Below are 18,646 nucleotides of genomic sequence, written 5' to 3' on the forward strand. Positions count from 1 at the left end.
CTGCCAATTTTCGGGGTACGAAAGTCTAAAGAGGTTCTCCCGCACCGTCAATACGAAGCCCTGACCACTCGGCCAAGCTTCGTTTGATTTACTGCTTAGCTACCACTTGAGTTCAACGCTTCGGTCAGCGCAGCTTCCGCCTCGCTCGCACTCACACGCTGAGGCTTGCCAATTTCCCGCTGACGCTTGCGCTCGCTGTGATAAGCCAGACCAGTACCCGCCGGAATCAGACGACCCACAACAACGTTCTCCTTCAGGCCACGCAGGAAGTCACGCTTACCTGTTACCGCCGCCTCAGTAAGAACGCGCGTTGTCTCCTGGAAGGAAGCTGCCGAAATAAAGGACTCCGTTGACAAGGATGCCTTCGTGATACCCAGCAGCACACGCTCGTACTTGGAAATGAACTTATCTTCTGCAACCAGGCGCTCATTTTCTTCCAGCACCTGGGTCAGCTCCATCTGATCACCCTTGATGAAGCTTGAATCACCAACTTCACTTACCTCCACCTTGCGCAGCATCTGGCGCAGGATGGTCTCAATGTGCTTGTCGTTGATCTTCACGCCTTGCAGACGATATACATCCTGAATTTCGTTCACGATGTATTTCGCCAGCGCACTTACGCCTAACAACCGAAGGATGTCATGCGGATTGCTTGGGCCATCGGAGATAACCTCACCGCGACTCACCTGCTCGCCCTCGAAGACGTTAAGGTGACGCCACTTAGGAATTAGCTCCTCGTACGGCTCACTACCGTCGGTAGGCGTAATTACCAAACGACGCTTGCCTTTTGTTTCCTTACCAAAAGAAATCGTACCGCTGATTTCCGCAAGAATAGCCGGCTCTTTTGGACGACGCGCTTCGAACAGGTCAGCCACACGCGGCAGACCACCCGTAATATCTCGGGTCTTCGATGTTTCCTGCGGGATACGTGCAATGACGTCACCCACATGAACCTTGGCACCATCGTTCAGGTTAACCAATGCATTGGGCGGCAGGAAGTACTGGGCTGGTACGTCAGTACCTGGCAACAGTAAGTCGCGACCATTTGCATCAATCAACTTTACAGCCGGACGAATGTCTTTACCGGAGCTTGGACGATCTTTGATATCCAATACTTCGATATTGGTCAAACCTGTCAACTCATCGGTCTGACGCTTGATCGTGATACCTTCTTCCATGCCGACAAAGGCTACGGTACCGTCCATCTCGGTTACGATCGGGTGGGTATGCGGATCCCACTTGGCCACCACAGCACCCGGCTCAACCTTGTCACCTTCCTTGACAGAGATTACTGCACCGTACGGCAGACGATAGCGCTCACGTTCACGACCAAAGTCATCCGCAATAGCTAGCTCACCGGAACGGGATACAGCAACCAACGCACCGTCAGCGCGTTCAACGTGTTTCAGGTTATGCAGACGGATGGTACCGCCGTTCTTCACCTGAACATTGTCCGCTGCGGATGTACGGCTGGCCGCGCCACCAATGTGGAACGTACGCATGGTCAGCTGTGTACCAGGCTCACCGATCGACTGAGCAGCAATAACACCAACCGCCTCACCGATATTAACCTGATGTCCGCGAGCCAGATCACGGCCGTAGCACTTGGCACAGATACCATGACGTGTTTCGCAGGTAATTGGAGAGCGAACCACTACCTCGTCTACGCTATTCAGCTCGAGGAACTCAACCCAACGCTCATCTACCAGAGTGCCTGCAGGAACAATGACTTCGTCATCCGCACCGGGCTTGAAGACATCACGTGCAATGGTCCGACCAAGGACGCGCTCGCCCAACGGCTCGACCACGTCGCCACCTTCGATGTGCGGCGTCATAACCAGGCCATGCTCGGTACCACAGTCGACTTCGGTTACAACCAAGTCTTGCGCAACGTCAACCAGACGGCGAGTCAGGTAACCTGAGTTCGCAGTCTTCAAGGCGGTATCCGCCAAGCCTTTACGTGCACCGTGCGTGGAAATGAAGTACTGGAGTACGTTCAGACCTTCACGGAAGTTCGCAGTAATAGGCGTCTCGATGATGGAGCCATCAGGCTTGGCCATCAAACCACGCATACCGGCTAACTGACGAATCTGTGCAGCGGAGCCCCGCGCACCTGAGTCAGCCATCATATACATGGAGTTAAATGACTCCTGATCAACTTCCTTACCCTCACGATCGATCACCTTCTCCTTCGAGAGATTGGTCATCATCGCCTTGGATACTTCGTCGTTAGCCTTCGACCAAAGGTCGATCACCTTGTTGTACTTCTCACCCTGAGTAACCAGACCAGAGGCATACTGGCTTTCGATCTCTTTTACTTCAGACGTAGCGGCATCAATGATACGAGCCTTCTCGTCTGGAATAACGAAGTCGTTCACGCCAATGGAAACGCCCGACAAGGTCGAATAGGCGAAACCGGTGTACATGAGTTGGTCTGCAAAAATGACGGTATCCTTTAGACCTACCACGCGATAGCAATGGTTAATCAGTTTGGAGATCGCCTTTTTCTTCATGGACTGGTTTACGACATCGAACGGCAAACCGGCAGGAACAACCTGGAACAGCAAGGCACGACCTACTGTCGTATCAACGATACGGGTGTTGCTAACGACAGAGCCGTCCTTCTGCTTCACCTTTTCATTGATACGAACCTTGATCTTGGCATGCAGCGCAGCTTCGCCAGCGCGGAATACGCGATCGACTTCTTGCAGGTCAGCAAATATACGACCTTCACCCTTGGCGTTCACCGCCTCGCGCGTCATGTAATAGAGGCCCAGCACCACGTCCTGCGACGGCACAATAATCGGCTCACCATTAGCAGGCGACAGGATGTTGTTGGTCGACATCATCAATGCGCGAGCTTCCAGCTGAGCTTCCAGTGTCAGCGGCACGTGGACGGCCATCTGGTCACCATCGAAGTCAGCGTTATAAGCCGCACACACCAATGGATGCAACTGAATCGCCTTGCCTTCAATGAGCACAGGCTCAAACGCCTGAATACCCAAACGGTGCAATGTCGGAGCACGGTTCAGCAATACAGGGTGTTCGCGAATGACCTCGGCGAGAACGTCCCAGACCTCAGGCAGCTCACGCTCAACCATTTTCTTGGCGGCCTTGATGGTAGTCGCCATACCGCGAGCTTCCAGCTTGCCAAAGATGAATGGCTTGAATAGCTCCAACGCCATTTTCTTGGGCAGACCGCACTGATGCAGACGCAAGGTCGGACCTACGGTAATAACCGAACGGCCTGAATAGTCCACGCGCTTACCCAGCAGGTTTTGACGGAAGCGGCCCTGCTTACCCTTGATCATATCAGCCAGCGATTTCAGCGGACGCTTGTTAGAGCCCGTGATTGCGCGACCGCGACGGCCATTATCCAGCAGTGCGTCAACCGCCTCCTGCAACATCCGCTTTTCGTTACGCACGATAATATCGGGCGCAGACAGATCAAGCAGGCGCTTCAGTCGGTTATTACGGTTGATAACGCGACGATAAAGATCGTTTAGATCAGACGTTGCAAAACGGCCGCCATCCAGCGGAACTAGCGGACGCAGATCTGGAGGCAGAACGGGCAGCACCGTCATGACCATCCATTCAGGCTTATTGCCGGAGCCCTGGAAGGCTTCCATCAGCTTCAAGCGCTTGGATAGCTTCTTGATCTTGGTTTCAGAATTGGTTTGCGGAATTTCTTCGCGCAGACGGCCAATTTCGTGCTCCAGATCAATGCCGCCCAGCAATTCGAAAACCGCTTCGGCGCCCATGCGGGCGTCAAAATCGTCACCGAACTCTTCAAGAGCTTCAAAGTACTGCTCGTCGTTGAGCAGCTGATATTTTTCAAGCGTGGTCATGCCCGGATCGATGACAACGTAGCTCTCGAAATAGAGCACTCGCTCGATATCCCGCAGAGTCATGTCCAGCAGCAGGCCGATACGGGACGGCAGTGACTTCAGAAACCAAATGTGTGCAACTGGGGACGCCAGCTCAATATGACCCATGCGCTCACGACGCACTTTGGCCAGCGCAACTTCTACACCACACTTTTCACAAATAACGCCACGGTGCTTAAGGCGCTTGTACTTTCCGCACAGGCACTCGTAGTCCTTTACTGGACCAAAGATCTTGGCACAGAAAAGACCATCACGCTCAGGCTTGAACGTACGGTAATTGATGGTCTCGGGCTTCTTCACTTCGCCAAAGGACCAGGAACGGATCATCTCGGGCGAGGCCAGACCGATACGAATGGCATCGAACTCTTCGAGTTGACCCTGGTTTTTCAACAGATTCAGCAAGTCTTTCAAGGCCTTTCCTCCTCACGGACCAGGCATGACCGCCTTGACGGCCATGCCTTCTTGGCGTCGCGTGTTATTCGGTTTCCAATTCGATATCGATACCGAGCGAGCGAATTTCCTTGATCAGTACGTTGAAGGACTCCGGCATACCGGCCTCCATACGATGATCTCCGTCCACGATGTTCTTGTACATCTTGGTCCGGCCATTCACATCGTCCGACTTGACCGTCAGCATTTCCTGAAGGGTGTAGGCGGCACCATAAGCTTCCAGCGCCCAGACCTCCATCTCTCCGAAACGCTGTCCACCGAACTGCGCCTTACCACCCAGCGGCTGCTGAGTAACCAGGCTATACGATCCTGTGGAACGGGCATGCATCTTGTCATCGACCAGGTGGTTGAGCTTCAGCATATACATGTAGCCGACAGTAACCGGACGCTCGAACTGATTACCGGTACGGCCGTCAAACAGGCGCATCTGACCACTTTCGGGCAGATCAGCCAGCTTCAGCATAGCCTTGATTTCACGTTCCTTGGCACCATCGAAGACCGGCGTAGCCATCGGCACGCCACCACGCAGGTTTTTAGCCAAACGCAACACTTCTTCGTCGCTCAGCTCATCCAGGTTTTCCTGGCGGCCACCGATCTCGTTATAGAGCTCATGCAGGAAACTACGCAGCTCAGCTACTTTGCGTTGCTCTTCAAGCATGCGATTGATCTTCTCGCCCAACCCCTTAGCAGCAAGGCCTAGGTGCGTTTCAAGAATCTGACCAACGTTCATCCGTGACGGAACACCCAGCGGGTTCAATACGATGTCAACCGGAGTACCCGTCTCATCGTAAGGCATGTCTTCAACCGGCATGATGACCGATACCACACCCTTGTTACCGTGACGACCTGCCATCTTGTCACCAGGCTGGATACGGCGACGGATTGCCAGGTAAACCTTCACGATCTTAAGGACGCCAGGTGCCAGGTCATCGCCTTGCTGCAGCTTGCGCTTTTTGTCCTCGAACTTGTCGTCCAAGAGCTGACGGCGATCGGATAGATAGGCTTGAGCCTTTTCCAACTGCTCGTTTTGTGCATCTTCTGCCATACGCAGCTTGAACCACTGGCCACGCTCCAGACCATCCAGGTACTCGTCAGTAATGACAGAACCCTTTTTGACATTCGGTCCGCCATCCGCAACCTGACCTACAAGTGCCTGACGCAGACGCTCGAAGGTGGCACCTTCAACGATACGGAACTCCTCATTGAGGTCCTTGCGAATCTCGTCGAGCTGGGACTTCTCGATTGCCAGTGCACGAGAGTCACGCTCTACCCCATCACGGGTAAAGACCTGTACATCAATGACCGTACCCTTGGTACCCGTTGGTACGCGCAGGGAAGTATCCTTAACATCGGACGCCTTTTCGCCAAAGATGGCACGTAGCAGCTTTTCTTCTGGAGTCAGCTGGGTTTCACCTTTCGGCGTTACCTTACCGACCAGAATGTCACCTGCCTGCACCTCGGCACCAACGTAAACAATACCGGCTTCATCAAGCTTGTTAAGCGCTGCCTCGCCTACGTTCGGGATATCAGAAGTGATTTCTTCTGGGCCGAGCTTTGTATCACGAGCCACACAGGTCAGCTCCTGAATGTGGATCGTAGTAAAGCGGTCTTCCTGCACAACGCGCTCAGACAACAGGATCGAGTCTTCGAAGTTGAAGCCGTTCCAGGTCATAAACGCAACGCGCATATTCTGACCTAGTGCCAGCTCACCCATATCGGTAGACGGGCCATCAGCCAGGATGTCGCCACGCGCAATGACGTCACCCTTATTTACCAGCGGACGCTGGTTAATGCAGGTGTTCTGGTTGGAGCGGGTATATTTGGTCAGGTTGTAGATATCTACACCCGCCTCGCCCGTTTCAACTTCGGCATTAGCAACGCGCACCACGATACGGCTTGCGTCAACGGAGTCGATCACACCGCCTCGACGTGCCACAACACAAACACCAGAGTCGCGTGCTACGTTACGCTCCATACCCGTTCCGACTAGCGGCTTGTCCGAGCGCAGAGTCGGAACAGCCTGACGCTGCATGTTCGAACCCATAAGGGCACGGTTCGCATCATCGTGCTCGAGGAAAGGAATCAGCGAAGCAGCAACGGAAACCACCTGCTTAGGTGACACATCCATCAGAGTTACGTCTTCCGGGCTCTTAACCGTGAATTCGTTCTGATGGCGTACCGCTACAAGCTCATCGACCAGTCGGTTATTTTCGTCCAGAGCCGCAGAGGCCTGAGCGATTACATGATTGGCTTCTTCGATCGCTGACAGGAACACAATCTCATCAGAGGCCACGGCATCCTTGACTACGCGATAAGGACTCTCCAGAAAACCATACTGATTCGTGCGTGCATAGGTTGCCAGCGAGTTGATCAGACCAATGTTCGGGCCTTCTGGTGTCTCAATCGGACATACGCGACCGTAATGAGTCGGATGAACGTCACGAACCTCAAAGCCCGCACGCTCCCGTGTTAAACCACCCGGGCCGAGTGCTGAGACACGACGCTTGTGCGTGATCTCAGAAAGCGGGTTGTTCTGATCCATGAACTGAGACAACTGGCTCGATCCGAAAAACTCCTTGATCGCAGCAGCCACCGGCTTTGCATTGATCAGGTCTTGCGGCATCAGTCCTTCACTTTCGGCCATCGATAGACGTTCCTTGACCGCGCGCTCAACACGCACCAGGCCAACACGGAACTGATTTTCAGCCATCTCACCTACGCAACGTACACGGCGGTTACCTAAGTGATCGATATCATCGACGATACCTTTACCGTTCCGAATGTCTACCAGCGTTCTGAGCACGTCAACGATGTCTTCGCGGCTCAGTACACCCTGGCCTTCGATTTCGTCACGGCCGATACGACGATTGAACTTCATACGGCCAACGGCAGATAGATCGTAACGCTCGGCGCTGAAGAACAGGTTGTTAAATAGTGTCTCAGCAGCTTCCTTGGTTGGAGGCTCGCCTGGACGCATCATACGATAGATTTCAACCAATGCTTCGAGTTGATTGGTTGTGGAATCGATCTTCAGCGTATCGGAAACAAACGGACCACAGTCAATGTCGTTGGTGTACAACGTTTCGATGCGGACGACATTTGCCTTTGCAATTTTTGCCAGCATATCGAGGGTTAACTCGGTATTGCACTCGGCAATAATTTCACCAGTAGCAGGATGCACGATCGCCTTGGCAGTAGTACGGCCAATAACATAATCGAATGGCACTTCCAGCTCGGTAATACCTGATTTTTCAAGCTGATTGATATGGCGCGCAGTAACACGACGTCCCTGCTCTACAATCACCTTGCCTGCATTGTCCTTAATATCAAAGCTGGCAATTTCGCCACGCAGACGCTGCGGCACCAATTCCAGATTCAAGGTTTCACCCTTGATGTGGAATACGTTGGTGTCGTAGAACATATCCAGCACTTCTTCAGTACCGTAACCAAGCGCGCGCAGCAGAACGGTCGCAGGTAGCTTGCGGCGACGGTCGATACGAACAAATACGCTGTCCTTGGGGTCAAACTCGAAGTCTAACCAAGAACCACGGTAAGGAATAATACGAGCGGAATACAGCAGCTTACCGGAGCTGTGGGTCTTACCACGGTCGTGATCGAAGAAGACACCAGGAGAACGGTGCAACTGGGAAACGATGACACGCTCGGTACCATTGATAATGAAGGTGCCGTTTTCTGTCATCAGGGGAATTTCCCCCATGTAAACTTCTTGCTCCTTGATGTCTTTGATCGCCTTGTTGGACGACTCACGATCAAAAATAATCAGGCGCACTTTTACTCGCAGCGGAACAGCAAATGTCACGCCGCGCAGAACACATTCTTTAACATCGAACGCCGGCTCGCCAAGGCGATAACCGACATATTCCAAGGCAGCATTGCCGGAATAACTGATAATCGGGAAAACGGACTTGAAGGCCGCGTGCAGACCGATATCGCGGAGCTGATCTTTGCCTGCGCCCGCCTGCAGGAATTCGCGATACGAATCCAGCTGGATAGCCAATAGATACGGCACGTCCATAACGTGCGGCAACTTGCTAAAGTCCTTGCGGATACGTTTTTTCTCAGTGTATGAGTAAGCCATCAGCGTTCCCCAGCTTGGTCACCTGCTTGTTTGGCCTCTCCGACGGGAGCAGCCGGAAAATCTTGCAAACGTTATCGTTTGCGCCATCACCTATGATGGCCTTCTTTATTTCTATTTGATCACAAGCCCGACCGGGCTGCATCGAAACAGAAAAAGGCCGGTGGCTATTGCCACCAGCCATCAGCCGAACTTTAACGCTCAGGCTGTAGACGCAATGTCTGAGCTTACTTGAGCTCGACCTTGGCGCCAGCTTCTTCCAGAGACTTCTTGGCAGCCTCGGCTTCCTCTTTGGAAACGCCCTCTTTAACAACGCCAGGAGCGCCGTCAACAACTGCCTTGGCTTCTTTCAGGCCCAGACCAGTCAGTTCACGAACGACCTTAATGACGTTCACTTTCTTGTCGCCAGCCTCGGTCAACATGATAGTGAATTCAGTCTGCTCTTCAGCAGCAGGAGCGGCAGCAGCCGGACCAGCAGCTACAGCGGCAGCAGCAGTTACACCGAACTTCTCTTCCATCGCCTTGATCAGTTCGACCACTTGCATGACGGACATTTCGGATACGGCGTTGATGATATCTTCGTTGGTCAGAGCCATGACTCTAATTCCTGTATCGTTTAGGGGCTTCGTAGCCACTAGAATTAAACAAAAAAGCGAGAAAGTAGATGCTTAGCCTTAGGCTGCAGCAGATTCTTTCTGGTCGCGAATAGCTGCCAGAGTACGAGCCAGCTTGCTGGTTGCGCCCTGGATAACGCTCATCAGCTGGGACACAGCTTCGTCGTAGGTTGGCAGAGTTGCCAATACGTCGATCTGGTTAGCTGGGATCAGCTTGCCTTCAAACGCGGCTGCCTTGATCTCGAACTTGTCCTGACCCTTGGCGAATTCCTTGAAAATGCGAGCAGCAGCGCCCGGATGTTCAGTGGAAAAAGCAATCAGGGTCGGGCCTTTGAACGCGTCGTTCAGTACGTCAAACGAAGTACCTTCAACAGCGCGACGCAGCAGTGTGTTACGCACAACTTTCACGTAAACACCAGCCGCACGGGCCTCTTTACGGAGTCCGGTCATTGCACCTACTGTCACGCCACGGGCATCAGCCACGACAGCAGACAGGGCACTTTGGGCAGCCTCGTTGACTTCAGCGACGATAGCCTTCTTGTCTTCGAGTTTAATTGCCACGGGTTTTACTCCTGGATGTTACCGTATCGCCCAACCTAAGCCGGACGTCGTTTTGGTGTCTGACTCGGTAACCGAATCGGGAGCACCATCTGCGTAGGCTTAATTTAAGACTTTCGTCACCTACGGTCTTGGACAGCCCCCGCCAGGCAGGGACCCCAATAAGAGAGCGAAGCAGTGCTTCGCTCGAATCACTTAGGCTTCCAGGGAAGCCTGATCAATCTGCAGACCTGGGCCCATAGTGGTGCTCAGAGTCACGCGCTTGACATAAATACCTTTGGAAGTAGACGGCTTGAGTCTCTTCAGGTCAGCCAGCAGCGCTTCAACGTTCTGCTTAAGCTTAACGGGTTCGAAATCAACCTTGCCAACGGAGGCATGGATGATGCCGTTCTTGTCGGTACGGAAACGAACCTGACCGGCCTTTGCGTTCTTGACTGCAGTAGCAACGTCCGGAGTCACAGTGCCAACTTTGGGGTTAGGCATCAGACCACGAGGACCAAGGATCTGACCCAACTGACCTACTACGCGCATTGCATCTGGAGAAGCAATCACGACGTCATAGCTCAGATCGCCAGCTTTCATCTCGGCAGCCAAGTCGTCCATACCCACTTTTTCTGCACCAGCAGCCAGCGCTGCTTCAGCATTGGGGCCCTGAGTAAACACGGCTACACGGACGCTCTTGCCAGTACCGTTTGGCAGAACGGTAGCACCACGAACAACCTGGTCAGATTTACGAGGATCAACGCCCAGATTAACTGAAACGTCTACCGACTCTTTGAACTTTACAGTGGACAGCTGAGACAGAAGCGCAGCAGCCTCTTCAAAGCTGTACTGCTTGCCTGCTTCAATCTTGGCAGCAATAGCCTTTTGACGCTTAGTGAGCTTGGCCATTACACGCCCTCCACATTGAGGCCCATGCTACGCGCAGAGCCAGCGATAGTACGTACAGCTGCATCCATATCAGCAGCAGTCAGATCAGCATTCTTGGTCTTAGCAATCTCTTCAAGCTGAGCACGCGTTACGGTGCCGACTTTCTGAGAGTTAGGACGACTAGAACCGCTCTGAATGCCCGCAGCCTTCTTCAGAAGAACGGAAGCAGGAGTACTCTTGGTCTCAAACGTGAAGCTACGGTCACTGTAAACGGTAATAATTACCGGAGTAGGCAGACCTGGTTCCATACCTTGGGTACGGGCGTTGAATGCCTTACAGAATTCCATGATGTTCACACCATGCTGACCCAGCGCCGGACCTACTGGCGGGCTCGGGTTAGCTTGGGCCGCTTTAACTTGCAGCTTGATATAAGCTTGGATTTTCTTAGCCATTTGCTACTCCAATGACGGGTCTAACGCCTTAAGGCTCCCCGGTTTGATTCACCTTATCCCACTGACGACAAAACCCCGCAGCCTAAACTGCGGGGTATGGGACCAGGCATCAGTTAGACGACTTTTTCGACCTGACTGAATTCCAGCTCAACCGGCGTAGAACGTCCAAAAATCAGGACAGCCACTTGAATCCGGCTTTTTTCGTAATTCACTTCTTCGACAACACCATTGAAGTCAGCAAACGGACCATCGATAACACGAACAGTCTCACCTGGCTCAAACAGTGTTTTCGGCTTGGGCTTATCACTACTGTCGGAAACACGACGAAGAATCGCTTCTGCCTCACGATCAGTAATCGGTGCTGGCTTATCAGCCGTCCCACCAATAAAACCCATAACCCGCGGGGTATCTTTAACGAGGTGCCATGTACCTTCGTTCATCTCCATCTGAACGAGCACATAACCTGGAAAGAATTTACGTTCGCTTTTGCGCTTCTGGCCATTACGCATTTCCACTACTTCTTCAGTGGGAACCAGAATATCGCCGAACTCATCTTCCATTCCGGCAAGCTTGACGCGCTCAATCAAAGAGCGCATGACATGCTTCTCGTAACCCGAGTATGCATGCACTACGTACCAACGCTTAGCCACGGCGAACCCTTAACCTACGATCATGGAAACAAGCCATCCGAGCAGGGAATCTAATCCCCATAACAGCAGCGCCATGACCAGCACTACTGCAACCACAATCAATGTGGTCTGAGTTGTCTCTTGCCTACTTGGCCAGACAACCTTACGAATCTCGGTGCGCGCCTCTTTGAGCAGCGTGAAAAACGCTTGCCCTTTGACAGTCTGTAATGCAACGAAAGCAGCTACAGCACCCAGAACCAGCAAACCGATAACGCGATACAGGATCGGCTGGGCTGAGTAGTAGTGGTTAGCAACAACACCTACTGCTACCAGCAAGACGACCACAAGCCACTTCATCGCATCGAAGCGTGACTCTTTGGCTTCCGCCTTGACGCTCATCAATTGAAATCCTGTCAGGAAATGCCAGATTAAATCTGGCAGGCCAGGAGGGAATCGAACCCCCAACCTGCGGTTTTGGAGACCGCCGCTCTGCCAATTGAGCTACTGGCCTGTAACTTAAATCAGGCCGACTATTATGCCGGCCTAACAACCCAAGATCAAGAACTTATTCGACGATCTTGGCAACCACGCCGGCGCCTACGGTACGGCCGCCTTCGCGAATAGCGAAACGCAGACCTTCTTCCATGGCGATCGGAGCGATCAGGGTAACAACCATCTTGATGTTGTCGCCCGGCATTACCATCTCAACGCCTTCCGGTAGTTCGCAGTTACCAGTCACGTCAGTAGTACGGAAGTAGAACTGAGGACGGTAGCCCTTGAAGAACGGAGTATGACGACCGCCTTCTTCCTTGGACAGAACGTACACTTCGCACTCGAACTTGGTGTGCGGCTTGATGGTGCCCGGCTTGGCCAGAACCTGACCACGCTCAACGTCTTCACGCTTGGTACCACGCAGCAGGGCGCCAACGTTCTCACCTGCACGACCTTCGTCTAGCAGCTTACGGAACATTTCAACGCCGGTGCAGGTAGTTTTGGTCGTAGCTTTGATACCTACGATTTCAACTTCCTCACCCACCTTGACGATACCACGCTCAACACGGCCTGTTACTACAGTACCGCGACCAGAGATGGAGAATACGTCTTCGATCGGCATCAGGAACGGCTGGTCGATTGCACGAACTGGCTCAGGGATGTAAGCATCCAGAGTTTCAACCAGCTTACGCACAGCAGAAACACCGATTTCGTTGTCGTCTTTGCCTTCCAGCGCCATCAGCGCGGAACCTACAACGATCGGAGTGTCGTCACCTGGGAAGTCATAGGTGTTCAGCAGATCGCGAACTTCCATTTCTACCAGCTCGAGCAGCTCAGCGTCGTCAACCATGTCGGCCTTGTTCAGGAACACAACAATGTAAGGAACGCCTACCTGACGGGACAGCAGGATGTGCTCACGAGTCTGCGGCATGGGGCCGTCAGCTGCCGAGCAAACCAGGATCGCACCGTCCATCTGCGCAGCACCGGTGATCATGTTCTTCACATAGTCAGCGTGGCCAGGGCAGTCAACGTGAGCGTAGTGGCGAGTGGCCGAATCGTACTCAACGTGGGAAGTGTTAATGGTAATACCGCGCGCTTTTTCTTCCGGAGCGTTATCGATCTGGTCGAAGTTACGAGCAGAACCACCCCAAGTTTCAGAGCAAACCTTGGTCAGTGCTGCAGTCAGCGTTGTCTTACCATGGTCGACGTGGCCGATGGTGCCGACGTTGACGTGCGGTTTGTTACGTTCAAATTTTTCTTTAGCCATCGACACTCTCTCCCATCAAGAATTGAGCAAGTAACGCCGCCATAAAATAAAGGCAGATATTCTCATATCTGCCCTTAATAATGGAGCTCATGAGCGGATTTGAACCGCTGACCTCACCCTTACCAAGGGTGTGCTCTACCAACTGAGCTACATGAGCAAACTACAACAAACTGGAGCGGGTAGCGGGAATCGAACCCGCATCATCAGCTTGGAAGGCTGAGGTTCTACCACTAAACTATACCCGCAGAGCCTGTAGCTCTTGCAATTTGGTGGAGGGAGAAGGATTCGAACCTTCGAAGTCGTAGACGTCAGATTTACAGTCTGATCCCTTTGGCCGCTCGGGAATCCCTCCAAAGGAGGCAGCATTCTATTTGCCTGCTGCCGTCGTGTCAAGGATTTTCTTACTTTTCCTCAACTTACGTTGCCTTGACCGCCAACCAGTGGACTTACATGTTCAAGGCGGGCGCATTTTATGCATTTAATTTTTCACATGCAATCATTAAATGCGTTTTTCTTAAATTTTTTCTTAAAAAACAAAGGGTCGCTTAAGCGACCCTTTGTTTTCAGCCTAACGATTATAACTGTGGACCAGCCGCCTTGATCGCTTCGGAGACGCCACTGAACTTTTTGAAGTTCTCGATGAACTTGCCTGCCAGCGCCTTCGCCGATTCATCATAGGCATTTTTATCTTCCCAAGTGTTACGCGGGTTGAGCAATGCAGTATCGACACCAGCTACGACCTTGGGAACATCAAGGTTGATAATGGGCAAATGCTCGGTCTCAACATCGACCAGCGCCCCACTTTGAATAGCGGCAATCACTGCTCGTGTCGTTGGGATATTGAAGCGCTTGCCTACACCGTAACCGCCCCCGGTCCACCCGGTGTTCACCAGGTAAACTTTGGAGCCGAACCCATTGATACGCTTGATGAGAAGCTCAGCGTACTCGGCCGCCGGGCGCGGGAAGAAGGGTGCGCCGAAACAGGTAGAGAAAGTGGATTTGATGCCAGCCCCCGATCCCATTTCAGTAGAACCCACCAGCGCAGTGTAACCCGAAAGGAAATGATAAGCCGCCTGCTCGTTATTAAGGATAGATACAGGAGGAAGCACACCCGTCAGATCGCAGGTGAGAAAGATTACCGCATTAGGCTCGCCACCGCGGTTCAGTTCCGCACGCTTTTCAATCAACTCACGAGGATAGGCCGCCCGGCTGTTCTGGGTCAGACTATCGTCCGAGTAGTCTGGCAGGCGAGACTGTGGATCAAGCACCACGTTTTCCAGCACAGCGCCGAACTGAATGGCTTTCCAGATGACAGGCTCATTCTTTTCGGACAGGTCGATACACTTAGCGTAGCAGCCGCCTTCTATATTAAAGACGGTGCCGACACCCCAGCCATGCTCATCGTCACCGATCAGGTAACGGCTTTCATCGGCAGATAGCGTCGTCTTACCTGTTCCCGACAGGCCAAAGAACAGCGTAACGTCGCCCTCTTCGCCCATGTTGGCCGCACAGTGCATAGGAAGTACATCATGCTCAGGCAGCAGGAAGTTTTGCACCGAGAACATGGCCTTCTTCATTTCACCGGCATAACGCATGCCCGCGATTAATACCTTGCGAGCAGCAAAGTTAATGATGACGGTGCCATCGGAATTGGTTCCATCACGCTCCGGTTCGCAGACAAACCAAGGGGCGTTAAGGATTTCCCACTCCTGGCGGGACTGAGGGTTGTAACTTTCCGGGTTGATGAACAGGCAACGGCCAAACAGGTTGTGCCAGGCGGTTTCCGTAGTCATCTTGACTGCAAGGTAGTGCTCTGGATCGGAGCCTACATGCACATGCGAAACGAAGTGATCCCGCTCACCTACATAGGTTGAAACGCGATCCCATAGCGCATCGAACTTTTCCGCTGGAAAAGGACGGTTGATAGAACCCCAATCGATGGCATCACGGGTAGACGACTCTTCAACAATGAAGCGGTCGGCTGGCGAGCGGCCGGTGCGATGTCCAGTCTTGACTACAAGAGAGCCATTGGCGGCTAACTCACCCTCGCCGCGCCGAAGCGCCTCTTCTACCAGCTGCGCGGCGCTAATATCGGTATAAACGTTGGCTTGCGTCATGTAGTTCCCCGTCGGCCCTCGGCCGGTCCTTTTGCGTTTTGTAGCTTAACCCGAGTTTGGCTACATAAAAAACGAAGTCGCGCGATTATGCCAGAAAGCCTATTCCTGAATGCAATGCTTAGTGACGGGTTTCTTGCGGTGTTTGGCTTCCACCGCCTGCAAAAATCTGCGCGACATCGGCAGCGTCGAACAGGTATCGCTGATTGCAGAACTGGCAGTCGATTTCTATCTGACCACCCTGCTCCTGCAATAGCAGTTCGACATCTTCCTGGCCCACAGAGACAAGCGCATTGGCAGAACGTTCCCTAGAACAGCCACAATGGAATTCGACGATTTGAGGATCAAAGACTCTGACGGTTTCTTCATGATAGAGGCGATGAAGTACCGTTTCGTTGGGTAACCCCAACAGCTCTTCTGCAGTCAGCGTATTGCCAAGCGTTGTAAGGTGCTCCCAGCTGGCGTCGCGCGACTCTTTGTCCTTGTGTTTGTCCGCTGGCAGCTGTTGGAGCAGGAGCCCTCGAGCGCGCCGTCCATCGGCATTGAGCCAGAAGCGGGTAGGCAGCTGCTCGGACGTGGCGAAGTAGCCTGAAAGGCATTCAGCGAGCGTCTGGCCTTCGAGAGGAACGATCCCTTGATAACGCTGACCGTTGGTCGGATCGACCGTGATGGCAAGAATACCTTCGGGCATCAGATCTTTCAGCGTGGCATCAGGAGCGATGTCGTCGGCATTGTAGCGGGCGATACCGCGTACCTCTCGGGCGCTCGAGCACTCCACCATCAATAGAGGAATCGCACCGCTGGAGCGTGCCTGCAATACCAGCAGACCGTCGAACTTGAGCGTGCCGCACAGCAAGGCAGCTGCTGCAAGCATTTCACCCAACAGCTGCGCGACGGGTTCCGGATAAGGGTGTTTGGCAAGCACCTCTACATAGCTTCTTTCAAGCAATGCAAGTTCGCCGCGAACGTCGGTGTCTTCAAACAGGAAACGCTGTGTGTAATCGAATGGGGTCATGACAAAAGTACGCTTGAATAGGGAAAATGACAAAAGCGTGACAACACTCCCGTGCGGTCACGCTTTTTATTCATATGGATTCATTTCATTCTATGGACAATGCCACACTCTTCCAAGCCAAGTGGCAATGGCGAGCATTTCTAATCAGCCACCTCGTGGCGCTGCTGTTGATTATTCTCTGGCTTATCCCTTCCGTACGCACCACTCTTCTGGATCTGGATGCGCACCTCTTCCGTGCGCTGAACGCACCGCTGGAAAGCAATACGGTCTGGCTACACGTCTGGGCTGTTGCCAGCCTGAGACCATTCGACATCGTTGTGGGCATCATTCTTCTCACACTTACGATACGTGGGAATTGGGTGTTCAAACCAGAGCAGGTCCGTAGCGCCTTCTTCGGCTTGCTTACGGTACTGCTAGCCTTGCTGCTGATCCGCAACCTGTTCACCAAGGCTATCGAAGCCGCCGGCCTGCAGCATGCCAGTCCATCCGACATGCTGACGTATGCCATTCACATGAGCGATTACTTCCAGTCCTGGGAAAAGGCCTGGGAGCTCAAGGATCGATCCGGCGCCAGCTTTCCAGGGGATCATGCTTCGGTTCTTCTGCTCTGGGGCCTCTTTCTAACGGCTTTTACGCGCAACCCATTACAACTTGTCGTCACTTGGCTACTGGTAATGCTTTTCATGATGCCGCGCCTGGTCGCCGGTGCTCACTGGGCTTCGGATGACTATATGGGCGGTATTGCCGTTGCACTACTGGCAATGGCCTGGGGGTTTTATACGCCGCTGGCCAATGCCGGTAGCCGCATGTTCCTTCGTTTAACTGCGCCGCTGTTTCGTGTAGCAGCTCATATTCCTCTTATCCGGCAGATGAGCCTGGTCAAGCACTACTGAGTGCTCATCTAGTCATTGGCCCGAGAATCAGCGTCGCCCCGGAATCGATGAATCTGACGGCGCTGCTTCTTGGTTGGCCTTCCATCCGTTGCCAACCCAAGCGCTCCCGCCTTGCGCATGGCCGTAGCCCGCTCGCGACGCTCAAGACTTTCCTCTGTCTCCCGATACAGTAACTGGGCCTCGGGTGCTCCGCGACGCTGTTGAGACAGGGAGAGGACTATGACGGTCTTCTCATCGAACCCCTGACGAATCGTCAGCTCATCACCAACCTTGGGTTCTTTGCTGGGCTTACACCGCTCACCCCGACACTGAACCTTGCCTCCTTCTATGGCAGCCTTGGCCAGTGCTCGTGTCTTGAAGAACCGTGCAGCCCACAGCCACTTATCCAGGCGGACTTTTTCATCTATATCTTGAATAGACGTCATTAACGAAAACGCTCCGAATACTTATCAATTTTTGCCATTAGACCAGGGCTGGTTACGGGCATTCTAACGGTACGATCATGAAGACCTTCTTTCCTGAAGAATTAACCAACCCTATGCGCTGCCAAGGCTGCCACCAGAGTGAACCCCTTGGGTTCGATTTCGCCTTTGCCTATCAGCCCATTGTTGACGTAACCACTCGCAGTATCTTTGCTCATGAGGCGCTGGTCCGCGGCCCGGAAGGCCAGGGTGCGCTTTCAGTGCTTGAGCGGGTGGATGCGCATAACCGCTATCGTTTCGATCAGTTATGCCGCACCAAGGCGATTTCAGGCGCAGCAAAGCTTGGAATGAAGGAAAAACTTTCCATTAACTTTCTTCCAAATGCCGTCTATCGACCGGAGCTGTGCATTCGCAGCACACTGGAGACGGCCAAACGGCATGACTTTCCGTTGAGCAATCTTATTTTTGAAACAGTTGAAAGCGAGCATATTGGTGATAGCCAGCATCTAACGCATATCCTGCAAGAATATCGGCAGTTCGGCTTCATGACGGCGATTGACGACTTTGGTGCCGGACATTCAGGCTTGAACCTGCTAGCCACTTTTCAACCGGATCTGATCAAGCTGGATATGGCCTTGATTCGCAATATCGATCATGATCGAGTCCGACAGGCCATTGTTCGAGGCGTCGTCTCCATATGTACGGAGTTGAACATTCAGATCATTGCCGAAGGTATTGAAACCGCTGCTGAGCGTGATTGCCTGCGTGACATTGGTATCACGTTGATGCAGGGTTACTGGTTTGCCAAGCCTGCGTTCAATGCGCTGGCCTCCATCGATAAGCAGATATGGGGACATTGATCCCGACTTCAAGGATTACGCTTGGAC

At 53.0% G+C, this 18,646-nt stretch carries 14 protein-coding genes and 4 tRNA genes; 2 read left to right on the forward strand and 16 right to left on the reverse strand.

Annotation, left to right across the window (positions count from 1 at the left end; translation table 11 throughout):
• Positions 1-95: 95 nt before the first annotated feature.
• The 15 genes from rpoC to hslO all read right to left on the reverse strand — a co-directional run bounded on the left by rpoC (position 96) and on the right by hslO (position 16,444).
• A complete protein-coding gene (gene rpoC, locus QWJ10_RS22030; RefSeq protein ID WP_289929677.1) occupies positions 96-4,298 on the reverse strand; it encodes a DNA-directed RNA polymerase subunit beta' in 4,203 nt (1,400 codons plus the stop codon).
• Positions 4,299-4,362: 64 nt separating this feature from the next.
• Positions 4,363-8,436 carry a DNA-directed RNA polymerase subunit beta gene (gene rpoB / locus QWJ10_RS22035; RefSeq protein WP_122043688.1) on the reverse strand — a complete coding sequence of 1,358 codons (4,074 nt, stop codon included), beginning with the start codon at positions 8,434-8,436 and terminating at the stop codon, positions 4,363-4,365.
• A 224-nt stretch (positions 8,437-8,660) separates the two neighbouring features.
• Positions 8,661-9,029 (reverse strand): 50S ribosomal protein L7/L12, encoded by a 369-nt coding sequence (rplL, locus tag QWJ10_RS22040; protein ID WP_010796744.1) that lies wholly within the window; start codon positions 9,027-9,029, stop codon positions 8,661-8,663.
• Between the two features lie 78 nt (positions 9,030-9,107).
• Positions 9,108-9,608 (reverse strand): 50S ribosomal protein L10, encoded by a 501-nt coding sequence (gene rplJ / locus QWJ10_RS22045; RefSeq protein ID WP_010796743.1) that lies wholly within the window; start codon positions 9,606-9,608, stop codon positions 9,108-9,110.
• Between the two features lie 192 nt (positions 9,609-9,800).
• Positions 9,801-10,496, reverse strand: a complete 696-nt coding sequence (gene rplA / locus QWJ10_RS22050; RefSeq protein ID WP_010796742.1) for a 50S ribosomal protein L1 — start codon at positions 10,494-10,496, stop codon at positions 9,801-9,803.
• Entirely contained in the window at positions 10,496-10,927 is a 432-nt protein-coding gene (gene rplK / locus QWJ10_RS22055; RefSeq protein ID WP_010796741.1) for a 50S ribosomal protein L11, read from the reverse strand. The genes rplA and rplK overlap by 1 nt, the downstream gene beginning before the upstream one ends.
• A gap of 113 nt (positions 10,928-11,040) precedes the next feature.
• Positions 11,041-11,577, reverse strand: a complete 537-nt coding sequence (nusG, locus tag QWJ10_RS22060; protein WP_074830397.1) for a transcription termination/antitermination protein NusG — start codon at positions 11,575-11,577, stop codon at positions 11,041-11,043.
• 9 nt (positions 11,578-11,586) lie between these two features.
• Positions 11,587-11,955, reverse strand: a complete 369-nt coding sequence (secE, locus tag QWJ10_RS22065) for a preprotein translocase subunit SecE (protein ID WP_019366107.1) — start codon at positions 11,953-11,955, stop codon at positions 11,587-11,589.
• A gap of 36 nt (positions 11,956-11,991) precedes the next feature.
• Positions 11,992-12,067, reverse strand: a tRNA-Trp gene (locus QWJ10_RS22070).
• Between the two features lie 54 nt (positions 12,068-12,121).
• Complete coding sequence (tuf, locus tag QWJ10_RS22075; RefSeq protein ID WP_010796738.1) at positions 12,122-13,315, reverse strand: elongation factor Tu; 1,194 nt, start codon at positions 13,313-13,315, stop codon at positions 12,122-12,124.
• An 81-nt stretch (positions 13,316-13,396) separates the two neighbouring features.
• Positions 13,397-13,472 (reverse strand) — tRNA-Thr (locus tag QWJ10_RS22080).
• A gap of 14 nt (positions 13,473-13,486) precedes the next feature.
• A tRNA-Gly gene (locus tag QWJ10_RS22085) sits at positions 13,487-13,560 on the reverse strand.
• A gap of 22 nt (positions 13,561-13,582) precedes the next feature.
• Positions 13,583-13,667: transfer RNA gene (locus tag QWJ10_RS22090), tRNA-Tyr, on the reverse strand.
• A 223-nt stretch (positions 13,668-13,890) separates the two neighbouring features.
• On the reverse strand, positions 13,891-15,432 hold the full coding sequence (locus tag QWJ10_RS22095; protein WP_125888626.1) for a phosphoenolpyruvate carboxykinase: 1,542 nt from the start codon (positions 15,430-15,432) through the stop codon (positions 13,891-13,893).
• Between the two features lie 118 nt (positions 15,433-15,550).
• Entirely contained in the window at positions 15,551-16,444 is an 894-nt protein-coding gene (gene hslO, locus QWJ10_RS22100; RefSeq protein ID WP_074821755.1) for an Hsp33 family molecular chaperone HslO, read from the reverse strand.
• A gap of 92 nt (positions 16,445-16,536) precedes the next feature.
• Here hslO and QWJ10_RS22105 point away from each other — a divergent pair, with 92 nt between their 5' ends.
• On the forward strand, positions 16,537-17,337 hold the full coding sequence (locus tag QWJ10_RS22105) for a phosphatase PAP2 family protein (RefSeq protein ID WP_289929678.1): 801 nt from the start codon (positions 16,537-16,539) through the stop codon (positions 17,335-17,337).
• A gap of 8 nt (positions 17,338-17,345) precedes the next feature.
• On the opposite strand, the gene QWJ10_RS22110 is transcribed toward QWJ10_RS22105, so the two are convergent.
• Positions 17,346-17,762 (reverse strand): S4 domain-containing protein, encoded by a 417-nt coding sequence (locus QWJ10_RS22110; RefSeq protein WP_010796733.1) that lies wholly within the window; start codon positions 17,760-17,762, stop codon positions 17,346-17,348.
• A gap of 77 nt (positions 17,763-17,839) precedes the next feature.
• On the opposite strand from QWJ10_RS22110, the gene QWJ10_RS22115 reads away from it, so the two are divergent.
• Positions 17,840-18,619, forward strand: coding sequence for an EAL domain-containing protein (locus tag QWJ10_RS22115; protein ID WP_289929679.1), 780 nt, complete (start codon positions 17,840-17,842; stop codon positions 18,617-18,619).
• Positions 18,620-18,646: the final 27 nt, after the last annotated feature.

Source organism: Pseudomonas sp. WAC2 (assembly GCF_030403525.1).
GTDB classification, from domain to species: domain Bacteria; phylum Pseudomonadota; class Gammaproteobacteria; order Pseudomonadales; family Pseudomonadaceae; genus Chryseomonas; species Chryseomonas luteola.